The organism is Streptomyces nogalater, from assembly GCF_039532885.1.
Taxonomy (GTDB): Bacteria; Actinomycetota; Actinomycetes; order Streptomycetales; family Streptomycetaceae; genus Streptomyces; species Streptomyces nogalater.
Window position 1 is genome coordinate 1 of record NZ_BAAASM010000052.1, and the last position, 13,625, is coordinate 13,625.

14 protein-coding genes and 1 pseudogene are annotated in these 13,625 nt (G+C 71.6%); all 15 read right to left on the reverse strand.

All coding sequences use genetic code 11. The annotated features are described in order from the left end of the window. Positions 1 to 172: flavodoxin-dependent (E)-4-hydroxy-3-methylbut-2-enyl-diphosphate synthase (locus tag ABD350_RS29005; RefSeq protein WP_344351666.1), on the reverse strand; the 172-nt coding region annotated here is incomplete at its 3' end. A gap of 5 nt (positions 173 to 177) precedes the next feature. Continuing rightward, positions 178 to 1,200 carry an adenosyl-hopene transferase HpnH gene (hpnH, locus tag ABD350_RS29010; protein ID WP_344351647.1) on the reverse strand — a complete coding sequence of 341 codons (1,023 nt, stop codon included), beginning with the start codon at positions 1,198 to 1,200 and terminating at the stop codon, positions 178 to 180. A gap of 5 nt (positions 1,201 to 1,205) precedes the next feature. Then, positions 1,206 to 1,889, reverse strand: coding sequence for a phosphorylase family protein (locus ABD350_RS29015; RefSeq protein WP_344351648.1), 684 nt, complete (start codon positions 1,887 to 1,889; stop codon positions 1,206 to 1,208). A 1-nt stretch (position 1,890) separates the two neighbouring features. Beyond that, complete coding sequence (shc, locus tag ABD350_RS29020) at positions 1,891 to 3,921, reverse strand: squalene--hopene cyclase (protein WP_344351650.1); 2,031 nt, start codon at positions 3,919 to 3,921, stop codon at positions 1,891 to 1,893. A gap of 116 nt (positions 3,922 to 4,037) precedes the next feature. After that, entirely contained in the window at positions 4,038 to 5,102 is a 1,065-nt protein-coding gene (locus tag ABD350_RS29025) for a polyprenyl synthetase family protein (protein ID WP_030792673.1), read from the reverse strand. Positions 5,103 to 5,169: 67 nt separating this feature from the next. Beyond that, the gene (hpnE, locus tag ABD350_RS29030; RefSeq protein ID WP_344351652.1) at positions 5,170 to 6,600 is read right to left on the reverse strand and encodes a hydroxysqualene dehydroxylase HpnE; all 1,431 of its coding nucleotides are present in this window, start codon (positions 6,598 to 6,600) and stop codon (positions 5,170 to 5,172) included. Continuing rightward, a complete protein-coding gene (locus ABD350_RS38065; RefSeq protein WP_382467076.1) occupies positions 6,597 to 6,854 on the reverse strand; it encodes a DUF6380 family protein in 258 nt (85 codons plus the stop codon). Before ABD350_RS38065 ends, hpnE begins: the two co-directional genes overlap by 4 nt. Next, positions 6,854 to 7,804 (reverse strand): presqualene diphosphate synthase HpnD, encoded by a 951-nt coding sequence (gene hpnD, locus ABD350_RS29035; protein WP_344351653.1) that lies wholly within the window; start codon positions 7,802 to 7,804, stop codon positions 6,854 to 6,856. Before hpnD ends, ABD350_RS38065 begins: the two co-directional genes overlap by 1 nt. Continuing rightward, positions 7,801 to 8,697 carry a squalene synthase HpnC gene (gene hpnC, locus ABD350_RS29040; protein ID WP_344351655.1) on the reverse strand — a complete coding sequence of 299 codons (897 nt, stop codon included), beginning with the start codon at positions 8,695 to 8,697 and terminating at the stop codon, positions 7,801 to 7,803. The genes hpnD and hpnC overlap by 4 nt, the downstream gene beginning before the upstream one ends. 361 nt (positions 8,698 to 9,058) lie before the next feature. Further along, positions 9,059 to 9,838, reverse strand: a complete 780-nt coding sequence (locus ABD350_RS29045; protein WP_030792661.1) for an ABC transporter ATP-binding protein — start codon at positions 9,836 to 9,838, stop codon at positions 9,059 to 9,061. Then, complete coding sequence (locus ABD350_RS29050) at positions 9,831 to 10,760, reverse strand: ABC transporter permease (protein ID WP_344351658.1); 930 nt, start codon at positions 10,758 to 10,760, stop codon at positions 9,831 to 9,833. The genes ABD350_RS29045 and ABD350_RS29050 overlap by 8 nt, the downstream gene beginning before the upstream one ends. Positions 10,761 to 10,849: 89 nt before the next feature. Next, positions 10,850 to 11,722, reverse strand: coding sequence for a glycosyltransferase family 2 protein (locus tag ABD350_RS29055; protein ID WP_344351660.1), 873 nt, complete (start codon positions 11,720 to 11,722; stop codon positions 10,850 to 10,852). A gap of 8 nt (positions 11,723 to 11,730) precedes the next feature. After that, positions 11,731 to 12,510: a CDP-alcohol phosphatidyltransferase family protein gene (locus ABD350_RS29060; RefSeq protein ID WP_344351662.1), complete on the reverse strand. Its 780-nt coding sequence runs from the start codon at positions 12,508 to 12,510 to the stop codon at positions 11,731 to 11,733. Next, complete coding sequence (locus ABD350_RS29065; RefSeq protein ID WP_344351664.1) at positions 12,488 to 13,549, reverse strand: iron-containing alcohol dehydrogenase family protein; 1,062 nt, start codon at positions 13,547 to 13,549, stop codon at positions 12,488 to 12,490. The genes ABD350_RS29060 and ABD350_RS29065 overlap by 23 nt, the downstream gene beginning before the upstream one ends. Continuing rightward, a pseudogene (locus ABD350_RS29070) lies at positions 13,537 to 13,625 on the reverse strand (phosphocholine cytidylyltransferase family protein); the annotation flags it as partial. The pseudogene ABD350_RS29070 and the gene ABD350_RS29065, both read right to left, overlap by 13 nt.

The window sequence follows — 13,625 nt, forward strand, 5'->3', positions numbered from 1 at the left end:
TCTGCTGGAGCGTGGCGCCGATGTCGGACGTACGGGTCGTGGTCATCGACTGCACCGACACCGGGGCTCCACCCCCGACCGGTACCGGCCCGACCTGGATCCGCCGCGACTGCCGCCGCGGCGCGATGGGACGGGCCGGTACCTCGGGAACACCCAGCGGGACGGCGGTCACCGAGGTCACTCCCGGTTCCCGGCGACGGTCTCCCGCATGGCCCGCAGGGACTCCTTCAGGGAGCCCATGGTGGCGAGGACGGCGGTCGGCTCGTAGCCGCAGTGCGCCATGCAGTTGGCGCAGCGCGGGTCCTTGCCGCGGCCGTACTTGTCCCAGTCGGTCTTCTCCACCAGTTCGCGGTACGTGGGCACGTACCCGTCGCTCATCAGGTAGCAGGGGCGCTGCCAGCCGAAGAGCGAGTAGTTCGGGATCGCCCACGCGGTGCACGGGAAGTCGACCTTGCCCTCCAGGAAGTCCAGGAAGAGCGGGGAGTGGTTGAGCCGCCACTTGCGGCGGTTGCCGCCCGCGAAGGCCTTCTTGAACAGCTCGCGGGTCTGTTCCACGCCGAGGAAGTGCTCCTGGTCGGGAGCCTTCTCGTAGGCGTAGGCGGGCGAGATCATCATCTCGTCGACCTGGAGGTCGTCGTTGAGGAAGTTGAGCACCTCGATGATGGTCTGCGGGGTGTCGGTGTTGAAGAAGGTGGAGTTGGTGGTCACCCGGAAACCGCGCCGCTTGGCCTCCTTGATGGCGGCCACGGCCTCGTCGAACACGCCTTCCTTCGCCACGGATTCGTCGTGCCGCTCGCGCAGCCCGTCGATGTGCACCGCGAACGCGAAGTAGGGCGAGGGGGTGAACTTGTCCATCTTCTTGCGCAGCAGCATGGCGTTGGTGCACAGGAAGACGTACTTCCTCCTGGCCACCAACTGCCGCACGATCTCGTCGATCTGAGGGTGCATCAGTGGTTCGCCGCCGGCGATGGACACCATCGGCGCGCCGGACTCCAGCACGGCGCCCACGGCCTGGGCGACCGGCATGCGCTGCTTGAGCACACCGGCGGGGTGCTGGATCTTGCCGCAGCCCTCACACTTCAGATTGCAGGCGAAGAGCGGTTCCAGCTCGACAATGAGCGGAAACTTGTCCCGCCTGCGGAGCTTCTGTTCAGCCAGGTATGTAGCGACCTTGATGGACTGGCGCAACGGCATGGCCATCTGGCTCACCTCCGAGGGAGCAGCAAAGAACGGTGCCATTCGAAAAATGCGGGAAGGATGGAACGTAGAACGCGGAAGGCCGATATCCCGCCGCGCAGGGTGCCGATCCGGACGAGTTCGTGTTCGGGAGCGTCCACGACGACCCGGACGGCGGCCACCGGTCGCTCGCCGGTGCGGACGGCGGCCAGCAGCGTGGCCGCCGACTCCATGTCCACGGCGATCGCGCCGGTGGCGAGCAGATCGGAACGCTCGGGGCCCCGGACGACGTGGTCGGAGCCGGTGAGCGGGCCGGTGTGGACGGTGCGTCCGGGCAGCAGGCGCGCGAGTTCCTTGGCCAGGAGCTCGGTGCCCACGCACGGCACGGTACCGCGCGGATCCCGGGTCTCCTCGGCGACGACCAGGTCGCCGGGGTGCATCCCGGGGCCCAGCCCGGCGCAGAAGCCGGTGGCCAGGACGGCCGTGCCGGCGGGTGCCGGGCCGGTCAGGAGCCGGGTGACGGAGCGTTCCGCCGCACGGGGTCCCATGCCCGTGCGGACGAAGGTCACCGGCCCGCCGGCTCCCCGCTTGACGCCTCCCGGCAGCGGCGCGCCCGCCCTGCACGCCCGGCGGTCGCCGGTGCGCAGGGCGAGGTGCTCGATGCCGAGCGCGCAGGCGATCAGCAGCGGAGCCGGAGCGGGCTGGTGGCTCACATCAGTCTCCCTCGGCCCGCGCGGAGACCTTCCCGGCCGGGACGAGCAGGTTGCGCTCGAAGGGGTCCCCGTGCAGGTACCGGCCGAGTGCGGTGAGCGGGAACACCTGCCGGTACAGGTGGTAGTTGATGGAGAAGTCCCAGGGGAAGCCGGTGCCGGTGAAGTACGGCTCGTCCCAGCCGCCGTCCTCCCGCTGGGTGTCGGCCAGCCACCGCACGCCGCGCTCGACGGCCGCGGAACCCTTCTCCCCCGCCGCGAGCAGCGCCATCAGCGCCCACGCGGTCTGCGAGGCGGTGGAGGCGCCCCGGCCGCTCCACTCCTTGGAGTGCTTGTAGGAGCGCAGGTCCTCGCCCCAGCCGCCGTCGTCGTTCTGGACGCTCTCCAGCCAGGTCACGGCCCGCCGGATCGCCGGGTGCGAGGTGGGCAGTCCGGCCGCGGTGAGCGCGGGGACGACCGAGCCGGTGCCGTAGAGGTAGTTGACGCCCCAGCGGCCGAACCAGGAGCCGTCGGGCTCCTGTTCGGCGAGCAGCCAGTCGATGCCGCGCCGGGTGCGCGGGTCGTCGGCCAGGCCCTCGGCGGCGAGCATCTCCACCACGTGCGCGGTGACGTCCGCGGACGGCGGGTCGATGACCTCGCCGAAGTCGCAGAACGGCAGCCGGTTCGGGAACGGGCTGGTGTTGTCCACGTCGAAGGCGCCCCAGGCGCCGTTCTTCGACTGCATGCCCAGGTTCCAGCGGACGGCCCGGCCGATGGCCCGGTCCACGTGCTCGGGGTCGTGGTGGCGGACCCGGCGCAGCGCGAGCGCGACCTCGGCGGTGTCGTCGATGTCGGGGTAGTTGTCGTTGTGGAACTCGAAGGCCCAGCCGCCCGGGGGCAGTTCGGGCCGCCGTACGGCCCAGTCGCCGGGCCGGGCGATCTCCTCGCCGAGCATCCAGTCGGCCGCCTTGACCAGTTGCGGATGGTCCGCGGGCAGTCCGGCGTCCACGAGGGCGATGGTGGCAAGGCAGGTGTCCCACACCGGGGACTGACAGGCCTCGATCATCCGGGCGCCGTCCTCGCGCCAGACGGCGAAGCGGTCCAGGGAGGCCAGGCCCTCGCGCAGCACCGGGTGCTTCAGGTCGTAGCCGAGCAGGTGCAGGGCGATGACGGAGTACACGGCCGGGGGCTGGATGCCGCCCCAGCAGCCGTCGTTCTCCTGCCGCTCGATGATCCAGCGGGCCGCCGCGTTCATCGCGGCCTTGCGCAGTCTGCGCACGGCGACCTTGCGGTAGCCGCGGACCACCTTGTCCAGCCGCTGGAAGACCCCGTCCCAGCTCGCCACCGGGGCGAGCGGCTGCGGCGGGTTGGGGTTGGCCGGATCGGTGTGCAGTTCGTCCAGGGCGAACGGGGCCGGGCGCACCGGGCGCTTGGCCGAGACGATGGTGAGCGGCACGATGGTCTGCCGCGCCCAGCACCCGAAGTCGTAGATGTTGAGCGGGAACCAGGTGGGGAAGAAGATCAGTTCCGGCGGGAGTTCGGGTAGGTCCTCCCATTTCCACCAGCCGAACAGGGCGAGCCAGATCCGGGTGAAGACCCGGGAGGCGGCGATGCCGCCCTGCTCGCGGATCCAGGCCGAGGCCTTCGCCATGTGCGGCGCGTCGGGTGCGTCGCCGGCCAGGCGCAGGGCGACGTACGCCTCCACGGTGGTGGACAGATCGCCGGGGCCGCCGTAGAAGGTGGCCCAGGTGCCGTCCTCGCGCTGCTCGCCGCGGATGAACTTCGCGGCGGCCCGCGTGGTGTGCTCGTCCCGGATGCCCAGGAACTGACGGAGCAGCAGGTCCTCGGCGTCCATGGTGACGTTGGTCTCCAGGTCGCCTTTCCACCAGCCCTCGGCGTCCTGCCGGGCGAGCAGGAAATCGGTGGCGCGCCGTACGGCGCGTGTGGCGGCTTCTTGTACCCCGGCCGTCTCGGGGATGGCGAGGGTGGAGTCGCTGGCCGCGGCAGCCCGGGACGGCAAGATGGCCCCGGTGCTTCCGTCGGTCGTCGCTGTCATGGCTTCCCCTTCGTGCAGTCGTGCGAGTCGTGCTGCTGTGGGTCCGCCGTCGGCCGGTGTCCTTCGCTCTGCGACACCGGCCGGCGACTACGCGAGGCTTATCCAGCCAATGGTGATCATCTCTTTCGTACGACGACGAAGTCGGCGAGCGCCGTGAAGGAGTCCCGCACCCGGTCGGGCATGTCCACGGCGTCGAGGGCTTCGATGGCGATGGTGTGCTGACGGCGCGCTTCGGCGGCCGTCCACTCGCGGCCGCCGGCCTCCTCGATGAGGGCGGCGCGGGCCGCGAACTCCTCCTCGGAGAAGTTCTCGAAGTCGCTGCTCTTGGCGTCCGCGGCGAGGATCTCGCCGAGCTGTTCGGAGGCGGGGCCGCCGGCGGCGAGGGCGGCGACGACCGGCAGGGACTTCTTGCGCTGGCGCAGGTCGCTCCAGGTCTGCTTGCCGGTGGCCTCCGGGTCGCCCCAGATGCCGAGCAGGTCGTCCACGGCCTGGAAGGCGAGGCCGAGATGGTAGCCGTACCGCTCCAGGGCGTCGGCGGTGGTGTCGTCCGCGCCGCCGAGGACCGCGCCGATGGAGGAGGCGCAGGCGAGCAGGGAACCGGTCTTGTTGCCCTCCATCTCCAGGCACTCCTCGACGCTGACGCGGTCGCGGTGCTCGTAGGAGATGTCCTGGGCCTGGCCGTCGATCAGGGCGCGGGTGGCCGCGGTCAGCCGGCGGGCGGCGCGGCCGGCCTCGACCGTGCCGAGCTCCAGCAGGACCTCGCCGGCGAGGGCGAACAGGGCGTCGCCGACCAGGATGGCCTGGGCGGGGCCGTGCACCTTCCAGACGGTGTCGCGGTGCCGGCGCTGCTCGTCGCCGTCCATCAGGTCGTCGTGCAGCAGCGAGAAGTTGTGCACGAGTTCGACGGCGACCGCGCCGGGCACACCCGCCTCGGGCGCGGCACCGGTGACCTCGGCGGACAGCACGGCCAGCGCGGGGCGGACGGCCTTGCCGCCGTCGCCGTCCACGGGGTTGCCGGCGGCGTCGATCCAGCCGAAGTGGTAGGCGGCCACGGTGTCCATGGGCGGGGCCAGACGGTCGACGGCCGCCCGCAGCACCGGTGTGGCCAGGTTCCTGCCGCGCTCCAGGAGCGCGGTCACGTCCACCGCGGGCCTCCGAGCGGGCGTCGCGGCCGGGGGCACAGTGGGCACAATCTCTCCTCTGGTTGCGGTACCGGGGGTGCGGGGGCGGTCGCCCGCCGGCCGGGCATCAGGCCGCCTCCTCGAACTCGAAGAGGTGGCGGGGGCGGGGCCGGCCCAGTGCGCCGAGCACGGCGTCGGCCGCGCTCACTCCGCTGCGGACCGCACTCTCCATGGTCGCGGGCCACCCGGTGGCGGTCCACGCTCCGGCCAGGTACAGGCCGGGGGCCTTGGTCCGGGCGCCGGGCCTGAGGCGTCCGACGCCGGGGGTGGGGGCGAACGTGGCCGTGCGCTCCCGGGTCACGAAGAAGTCCCTCACCTCGGCGGCGCGGGTGCCCGGGATGAGCCGCTCCAGTTCGGGCAGGTAGCGCTCGCGGAGTTCGGCCACCGGCGCGTCGATGTCGTCCTGTGCGGCCGACTGGGACAGCGCGAGGTACTGCCCCGTGCGCAGTCCGGAGGCGTCGGTGCGGTCGAACACCCACTGCACCGGGGTGCCGAGCGCCGCGAAGAAGGGGCGCGCGAGCACCTTGCGGTCGTAGACGACATGGACGTTGAGGATCGGCGCGGTGCCGATCCGCAGCAGCCGCTCGGGCGCGTCGAGGGCGCCGGACGGGAGCAGGTCGTGGGCCTCGCGCTGGGGTACGGCGAGAACGACGGCGTCCGCGGAAAGTGTCTCGCCGGGAACCTGAACGCTCCATCCGCCGTTGTCGTTGGTGGAGACGGAGGTGACGCGTGTACGGACCTCGGTACGGACGCCCGCGGAGTCGAGCGCCTTGCGGGCCAGCCGGTCGTGCAGTTCGCCCAGCGGGACGCGGGCCCAGCCGATGTCGGCCGCGCCCGGGTCGGACAGCAGACCGGTCTTGAACACCATCGCGGCGAGCCCCAGCGAGGCGTCGCCCGCGACCGCGTTGAGGGTGGCGACCCCGACCAGGTCCCACAGGGCCTCGATGGCGCGCGCGGACTGGCCGTGCGCGGCCAGCCAGCTGCCGAAGTCCTGGGTGTCCAGGGTCGGATCGGCGAGGTCGAGCCCCTTCAGCGCGAGCGCGGCCCGCCCGACGGCGGCGCGCTCGGCGAGCGAGAGGTGCGGATAGGCGGCCAGGCTGCGTCCCAGGTGGAGGGGGACGGGCAGTGGGTCGCGCCGCAGCCTGCCGAGCCGTCGGCCCTCGGGCTTGGCGACGTCGACGACGGGCACGTCCAGGCGGTCCTGCAGCGGTGCCAGCGCCGCGCCCTGGATCCGGTCGAGGAACCAGCGGTAGGCGGTGCAGCAGCGCAGGTACACGTGCTGGCCGTTGTCGACGGTCAGTTCGCCGCGCTGGAAGGAGAAGGCGAGGCCGCCCAGCCTGGGCCTGCCTTCGAGCAGGGTGACGCGGATGCCCGCGTCGGCGAGGGCGAGCGCCGCGGTGATCCCGGCGAGTCCGCCACCGACCACGACCGCGCTGCGGGCGGCCGTGCGCGCGGTGGCGGCCGGTGCCGGTGCGGGGCGGGCTGAGCCGTCGCTCATCGTGCGTCCTTCCGTGCGAGCGCTGCGCGGGCCGGACCGGTGCGGGCCGTCCTTCGTCCGCGGCTTCGTCGTGGCCGGCCGTGTCCACGCGCCGGTGGCCGCGCGCCGGACACGGCTCCGCGCCCCTGCGGGGCGCGGGCGGGCCGGGCGGACGGTGCGCGGTCGGCCGCCGCAGTCAGGGACGCCACGCCGGGGCGGAGGGTTGCCTGGCGCGTGCCGTCCCATGCGGCCGGCTCCGGTTCGGTGCGCTGCATCAGGCGCGCCTCCGGACGGAGCCCCGGGAGACATGGCGGGTGTCGAGGCCGGACAGGCCGCGCACGGCGACGTAGGCCTTCTCGTGTCCGGGCAGCGAGACCCGGCCGCGCAGCACGGCCTCCGGGTCGCGCTCGATGCGGTCGAGCAGCCGGCGGTAGATACCGGCCATCGCGGCGACGCAGGCTCCGCTGCGCCGGTCGAGCATGGGCAGCAGCCGGTAGCCCTCGGCGAACAGGGCCCGGGCGCGCCGTACTTCGAAGTGGACGAGGCCTGCGAAGTCGGCGCCCTCCGGCGGGGTCGGCGCGCGGAAGCCGGCCGAGCAGCCGAACTTGGCGAGGTCGTCGGCGGGCAGATAGGTACGTCCGCCGAGGGCGTCCTCGCGGACGTCGCGGAGGATGTTGGTGAGCTGGAGGGCGAGGCCGAGGGTGTCGGCGTACTCGGCGGCGCGCTCGGTGCCGCGCGCGCCGGGTTCGGTGCCGAACACGCCGAGCGAGAGGCGGCCGATGGCACCGGCGACACACCGGCAGTACGCCTTGAGGTCGTCCCAGGTCTCGTAGGTCTCCCCGCGCACGTCCATCTGGACACCGTCGATCAGCTCGTCCAGGCCGCCGAGCGGGATCGGGAAGGCCCGCGCGGCGTGGCTGAGGGCGACGGCCACCGGGTCGGTGTCGTCCTCCTCGACCTCTCCCGCGCGGATCCGGGCGAGCAGCGCCCGGGTGTCCTCCAGCCGCGTCAGCTTGACCTCGTCGGCGAGGCCGCCGTCGCCGATGTCGTCCACGCGCCGGGAGAACGCGTACAGCGCCGACATGGCGCGGCGCTTGGCCGCCGGCAGCAGCCGGATGCCGTACGCGAAGTTACGGGCCTGCTGCCCGGTGACGGCCTCGCAGTAGCTGTAGGCGGCGAGTACCGGTGCGGACACGTGCGGCGCAGACTCCACGGCCCGGATCACCCCTCTCCTCGCAGGATCACGCCCGCCTCACGCAGCAACTGGACCTTGCCGGGTTTGGGCGGGCCGGGAAGTACGTCGTATTCGGCGGCGGTGATCGCCTCGATCGCCGCCCTTCCCCCCGCCACGAACCCCGCGAGCAGCAGCTTGAGCCTGCCGTGGACGCTACCCACCAGGGGGGCGCCTTCATCCAGCAGCTCGCGGGCGCGTTGTGCTTCGTATGCAACCAGGGCGCGCACCGATGCGCTCGCGCTTTTTTGGCCAAGATCGGCTTCTTGGACGTGGAAGCGCTTCATGTCCTCGGCCGGCAGGTAGATCCGGTCGCGGCGGAGGTCCTCGGCGACGTCCTGGAGGTGCTCCACGATCTGCAGCGCGGTACAGATCGCGTCGGACAGCCGGATCCGCTCGGGGGTGGAGGTGCCGGTGACGGCGAGGACGAGGCGGCCGACGGGGTTGGCCGACAGTTCGCAGTAGGCGAGGAGGTCGTCGTAGGTCTCGTACCGGGCGACGAGCTGGTCCTGGCGGTTGGCGGCGATCAGCCCGAGGAACGGCTCGGGGGTGAGGGCGCGACGCCGGACGGTGTGCTGGAGGCGGCGCAGCAGCGGGTGGCGCGGCGTGCCGTCGAAGACACGGCGCAGGTCCGTTTCGAAGGCGTCGAGGAGGAACAGCCGGTCGCCGGCCTCGGCGGGCGACACGCCGAGCGCGCGGGCGTCGGCGCCGCCGGGGGCGAGGTCGCCGTCGCCGATGTCGTCCACGAGGCGCGCGAAGCCGTAGACGGCCATGAGGTCGGCGCGCCAGGCGCGGGGCAGGAAGAAGGGGGCCACCGGGAAGTTCTCGCTCGCGGCCTTGTCCAGGGTGGCGCGTTCCAGGCCGGACGCCGTATCGGTGGCCGTCATCGGACGCTGCCCGGGGCGGGGACGGCACACGCTGCGCTGAGCTGGGGCGTTTCCGTAGCCATTGCCGTCACATCTCCCGTTCTACACTGCCGACCCAATACACACTATTTCGGACACGCCGCCCCGCAATGCGCGAAGACACCCCCACGAAGGAAGGCGCGCATTATCGCCGGACTTGCCGGTTTCCGGCACCGGTACAGCTTACGTTGTACAACGTGGCGCCCATCGTCGGGGTGTCCCGCACATCACAACAACACACCGATTGGCTCCAAGATTCCTGGAACGGGGCCGAGTTGACGTTTCCTTTGCAGTGGAAGGGCCCCGCCGGACGAAATTCCGACGGGGCCCTGGCCGAAACGGGTCACTTGCCCGTGAACTTCTCGTACTCCTTCAGGACCTCGTCGGTGGGGCCGTCCATCCGCAGCTCACCGCGCTCCAGCCACAACACGCGGTTGCAGGTGTCGCGGATCGACTTGTTGTTGTGACTGACCAGAAAGACTGTTCCGGCCTCTTTGCGCAGTTCCCGGATGCGTTCCTCGGAGCGCTGCTGGAACTTGCGGTCGCCGGTGGCCAGTGCCTCGTCGATCATCAGGACGTCGTGGTCCTTGGCGGCGGCGATGGAGAAACGCAGCCGGGCCGCCATACCGGAGGAGTAGGTGCGCATCGGAAGGGTGATGAAGTCGCCCTTCTCGTTGATGCCGGAGAAGTCGACGATGTCCTGGTAACGCTCCTTGATCTGCTCCCGGGACATGCCCATGGCCAGACCGCCCAGGATGACGTTCCGCTCGCCGGTGAGGTCGTTCATCAGGGCCGCGTTCACGCCCAGCAGGGACGGCTGGCCGTCGGTGTAGACCTTGCCCTTCTCCGCGGGCAGCAGGCCGGCCACGGCGCGCAGCAGGGTCGACTTGCCGGAGCCGTTGGAGCCGATCAGACCGATGGCCTCGCCGCGGTAGGCGACGAAGGACACGCCGCGCACGGCGTGCACCTTGCGTACGCCGCGCTCCTCGCCGCGCCGGAGGATGCGGCTCAGGGCCGCCGTCGCGCTGCCCTTGCCGCTCTTGGCTCCGTTGACCCGGTAGACGATGTGCAGATCGTCCGCGATGACCGTCGGGCGCCGGTCCTGGTTGTGCTGCTCAGCCACGGCCGTACCGCTCCTCCGCCTTCCAGAAGTACACGAAGCCGCCGGCGAAGAAGACCACGGCCCAGAACAGGGCGATGGCCCACACGTGCGGCGGCAGATGGGAGGAACCGTAGCCGTCGATCAGGGCGAAGCGCATCAGGTCCATGTAGACCGCGACCGGGTTGACCTGGAGCACCCGGACGATCCACTCCGGGCGGCCCGCCAGCATGTTGTTGATCGAGAACATGACACCGGAGGCGTACATCCAGGTGCGCAGCAGGAACGGCATCAGCTGCGCGAGGTCCGGCGTCTTGGCGCCCATGCGGGCCACGATCAGCGCCAGCCCGGTGTTGAACAGGAACTGGAGCACCAGCACCGGCACGATCAGCAGCCAGGACAGGCCGGGGTAGCTGCCGAAGCCGATCGCCACGGCGAACAGCACCAGCATCGAGAACAGCAGCTGCTGGAGCTGCTGGAGCGAGAAGGAGATGGGCAGCGAGGCGCGCGGGAAGTGCAGGGCGCGCACCAGGCCGAGGTTGCCGGAGATCGCGCGGACGCCCGACATCACCGAGCTCTGGGTGAAGGTGAACACGAACACGCCGGTGACCAGGAACGGGATGTACACGTCCTGGGACATGCCGCGGCTGGCGTGCAGGATCAGCCCGAAGATGAAGAAGTACACGGCCGCGTTCAGCAGGGGCGTGGCCACCTGCCAGAGCTGGCCGAGTTTGGCCTGACTGTACTGGGCGGTCAGTTTGGCTTGGGAGAAGGCCAGGATGAAGTGGCGCCGCCCCCACAGCTGCCGGACGTACTCCACGAGCGAGGGCCGGGCGCCGCTCACGGAGAGCCCGTACTTGGCGGCGAGCTCGGCCGCCGTCAGTCCCGCGTCGGGCGACGCGGCCGCGGTCACCGCGACCGTGCCGTCGTGCATGGTCTCACTCACAGGTGGAAACTTTCGTCTTCGGGTACGCGTTCTGGTTCGTCGTCCGGGCGGCCGCGCACGGCGGCATCGGCCCGTCGGGGACGAGCTTGTCAGATGACCGGGGGACGGCCCAGTCGGGTGAGTCGCCACACCGTACGCCAGCGCATCGGGCGGCGGGGACCGCACGGCGTGCTCCAGCCTTCCCGGAAGCCGCCGAACCATGCCTTCAGGGCGGGTCGCGAGGGGCGGCGCGCCAGGGTGAGCAGCAGCCAGACCCCGAGGTAGACCGGGACCAGGGGGGCGGGGAGGTTGCGGCGGGCGAGCCAGACCCGGTTGCGGGCGACCATGCGGTGGTAGACGGCGTGCCGCGACGGCGCGGTCGTCGGGTGGTACAGCACCATGTCGGACCGGTAGTCGATCATCCAGCCCGCATCCAGCGCCCGCCAGGCCAGGTCGGTCTCCTCGTGCGCGTAGAAGAACTCGTCGGGCAGGACGCCGACCTCCGCGAAGACGCGGGTGCGCACGGCGTTGGCGCCGCCGAGGAAGGTGGTGACCCGGGAGGAGCGCATCGGGTCGGAGGCGCGCAGCCGGGGCACGTGCCGGCGCTGGGTCTCGCCGGTGTCGGGGTCGGCGATGCGGAAGCTGATGATGCCCAGCTCGGGGTCCGCGGCGAAGGCCTCGCGGCACAGTTCGGCGGTGTCGTGACGGGCGAGCAGGCCGTCGTCGTCGAGGAAGAGCAATATGTCGACATCGCGGCCCGAGGGACCGAAGGCCTCTATACCGACGTTGCGTCCGCCGGGGATGCCCAGGTTCTCGGGCACCTCCACGGTCCGCACGCCCTCCGGCACCTCCGGGACGGGCGAGCCGTTGCCGACGACGACGACCTCGACCGGGTCGCCGTCCTGCTTGGCGACGGAGTCGAGCAGGGCCCGCAGTTCCCCGGGCCGGTTGCCCATGGTGATGATGACGGCACCGACCTTCATGGGCGCGCTCACTTCAGCCTGCTGGAGGCGAGGATGGACACCAGGTGCAGCAGGGTCTGCAGCAGGGCGATGCCGGCCAGCACGGCGGTGCCGAGGCGGGTGAAGAACAGGTCGCCGCGGGCCTGGTCCACGATCGCGAGGACGAGGATGAGCAGCGAGGCCTCGATGCCGAGGATCAGCCGGTGGAACTTCAGCGCCGAGGCGGCCCGCCGGGCCAGCGCCATGCCGGAGGAGCGGGGCTCGGACGCGGCCTCCTGCACCGGGGGCTTGCCGGTCTGGTGCCGGGCGACGCCGACCAGGTCGGTCTCGGCCTTGATCAGGATGGCGCCGAGCGCGGCGAGGGTGCCGAGGAAGGCCCACAGCCAGTCGATCCGGCCGGTGCCCCACAGGTCGGCGGCGCGCAGGCCGAGACCGACCAGCACGGCCGCGTCGGTGAGGTAGGCGCCGACCCGGTCGAGGTAGACCCCGCCCAGCGAGTACTGCTGCTTCCAGCGGGCGACCTCGCCGTCGACACAGTCCAGCAGCAGGTACAGCTGGGTGGCGACCACGCCGAGCACCGCGCCCGCGATCCCCGGCACCAGCAGGGCCGGGGTGGCGAGCACGCCGCAGACGGTCATCAGGTAGGTGAGCTGGTTGGGCGTGACCCTGGTGTTGACCAGGTAGCGGTCGACGCGCAGGGACACCTCGCGCATGTAGAGGCGTCCCGCCCAGTGCTCACCGCTGCGCCGATCCTTCACCCCCGCGGGGTGGACGACCGGACGGAGTTCAGCTACCGATGGCCTTGACATAGTCGGCGTAGATGTCCTTGATCTGGTTCGTCTTGAGGTCGAGGTGTTCGAGGATCGTGTAGCGGCCGGGCCGGGTCTCCGGGGCGAACTCGACCGCGCGGACGAACTCGTCCACCGTGAAGCCGATCTCCTCCGGCAGGACCGGGAGCCCGTGCCGGCGCAGCACCTCGGCCATGTACGCCGACTCCTCGTGGGCGCCGCGCAGATACATCGCGAAGGCGGCGCCGAGGCCGCACTGCTCGCCGTGGGCGGCGGCGCGCTTGGGGTAGAGCAGGTCGAAGGCGTGGTTGATCTCGTGGCAGGCGCCGGAGGACGGGCGGGAGTCGCCCGACACGGACATGGCGATGCCGGTGAGGACCAGCGCCTCGGCCAGCACCTGGAGGAAACCGTCGTCACCGCAGCCGCCCGGGTGGCGCAGCACGCTCTCGCCGGCCTGGCGGGCCATGGCCGCGGCCAGGCCGTCGACCTTCTCGCCGTTGACCCGATGGGACAGCTCCCAGTCCGCGACCGCGGAGATGTTGGAGATGACGTCGCCGATGCCGGAGCGGACGAACCGGACGGGTGCCTCGCGGATCACGTCGAGGTCGATGATGACCGCGATCGGGTTGGGCACGCCGTAGGAGCCGCGGCCCGCGTCGTTGTCGAGGGTGGCGACCGGTGAGCACAGGCCGTCGTGGGCGAGGTTGGTGGCGACGGCGACCAGCGGCAGGCCGACCCGGGACGCCGCGAACTTGGCGCAGTCGATGATCTTCCCGCCGCCGAGGCCCACCACCGCGTCGTAGTGGCCGGCCTTGATGTCTCCGGCCAGCCGGATGGCGTCGTCCAGGGTGCCGCCGCCGACCTCGTACCAGGTGGCGCCCGGCAGGGAGGGGGCGATCCGCTCGCGCAGCCGGGCGCCGGAGCCGCCGCTGACCGCGATGGCGAGCCGGCCCGACTGCGAGATGCGTTCGTCGGCGAGGACGCCCGCCAGGTCGTCCAGGGCACCCGGGCGGATGTCCACCACGACCGGCGAGGGGATCAGCCTGGTCAGTACCGGCACGCGATCTCCCGTCCCCGGGCCAGGTCGTCGTGGTTGTCGATCTCGACCCAGTCGACCTCGCCGATCGGCGCCACGT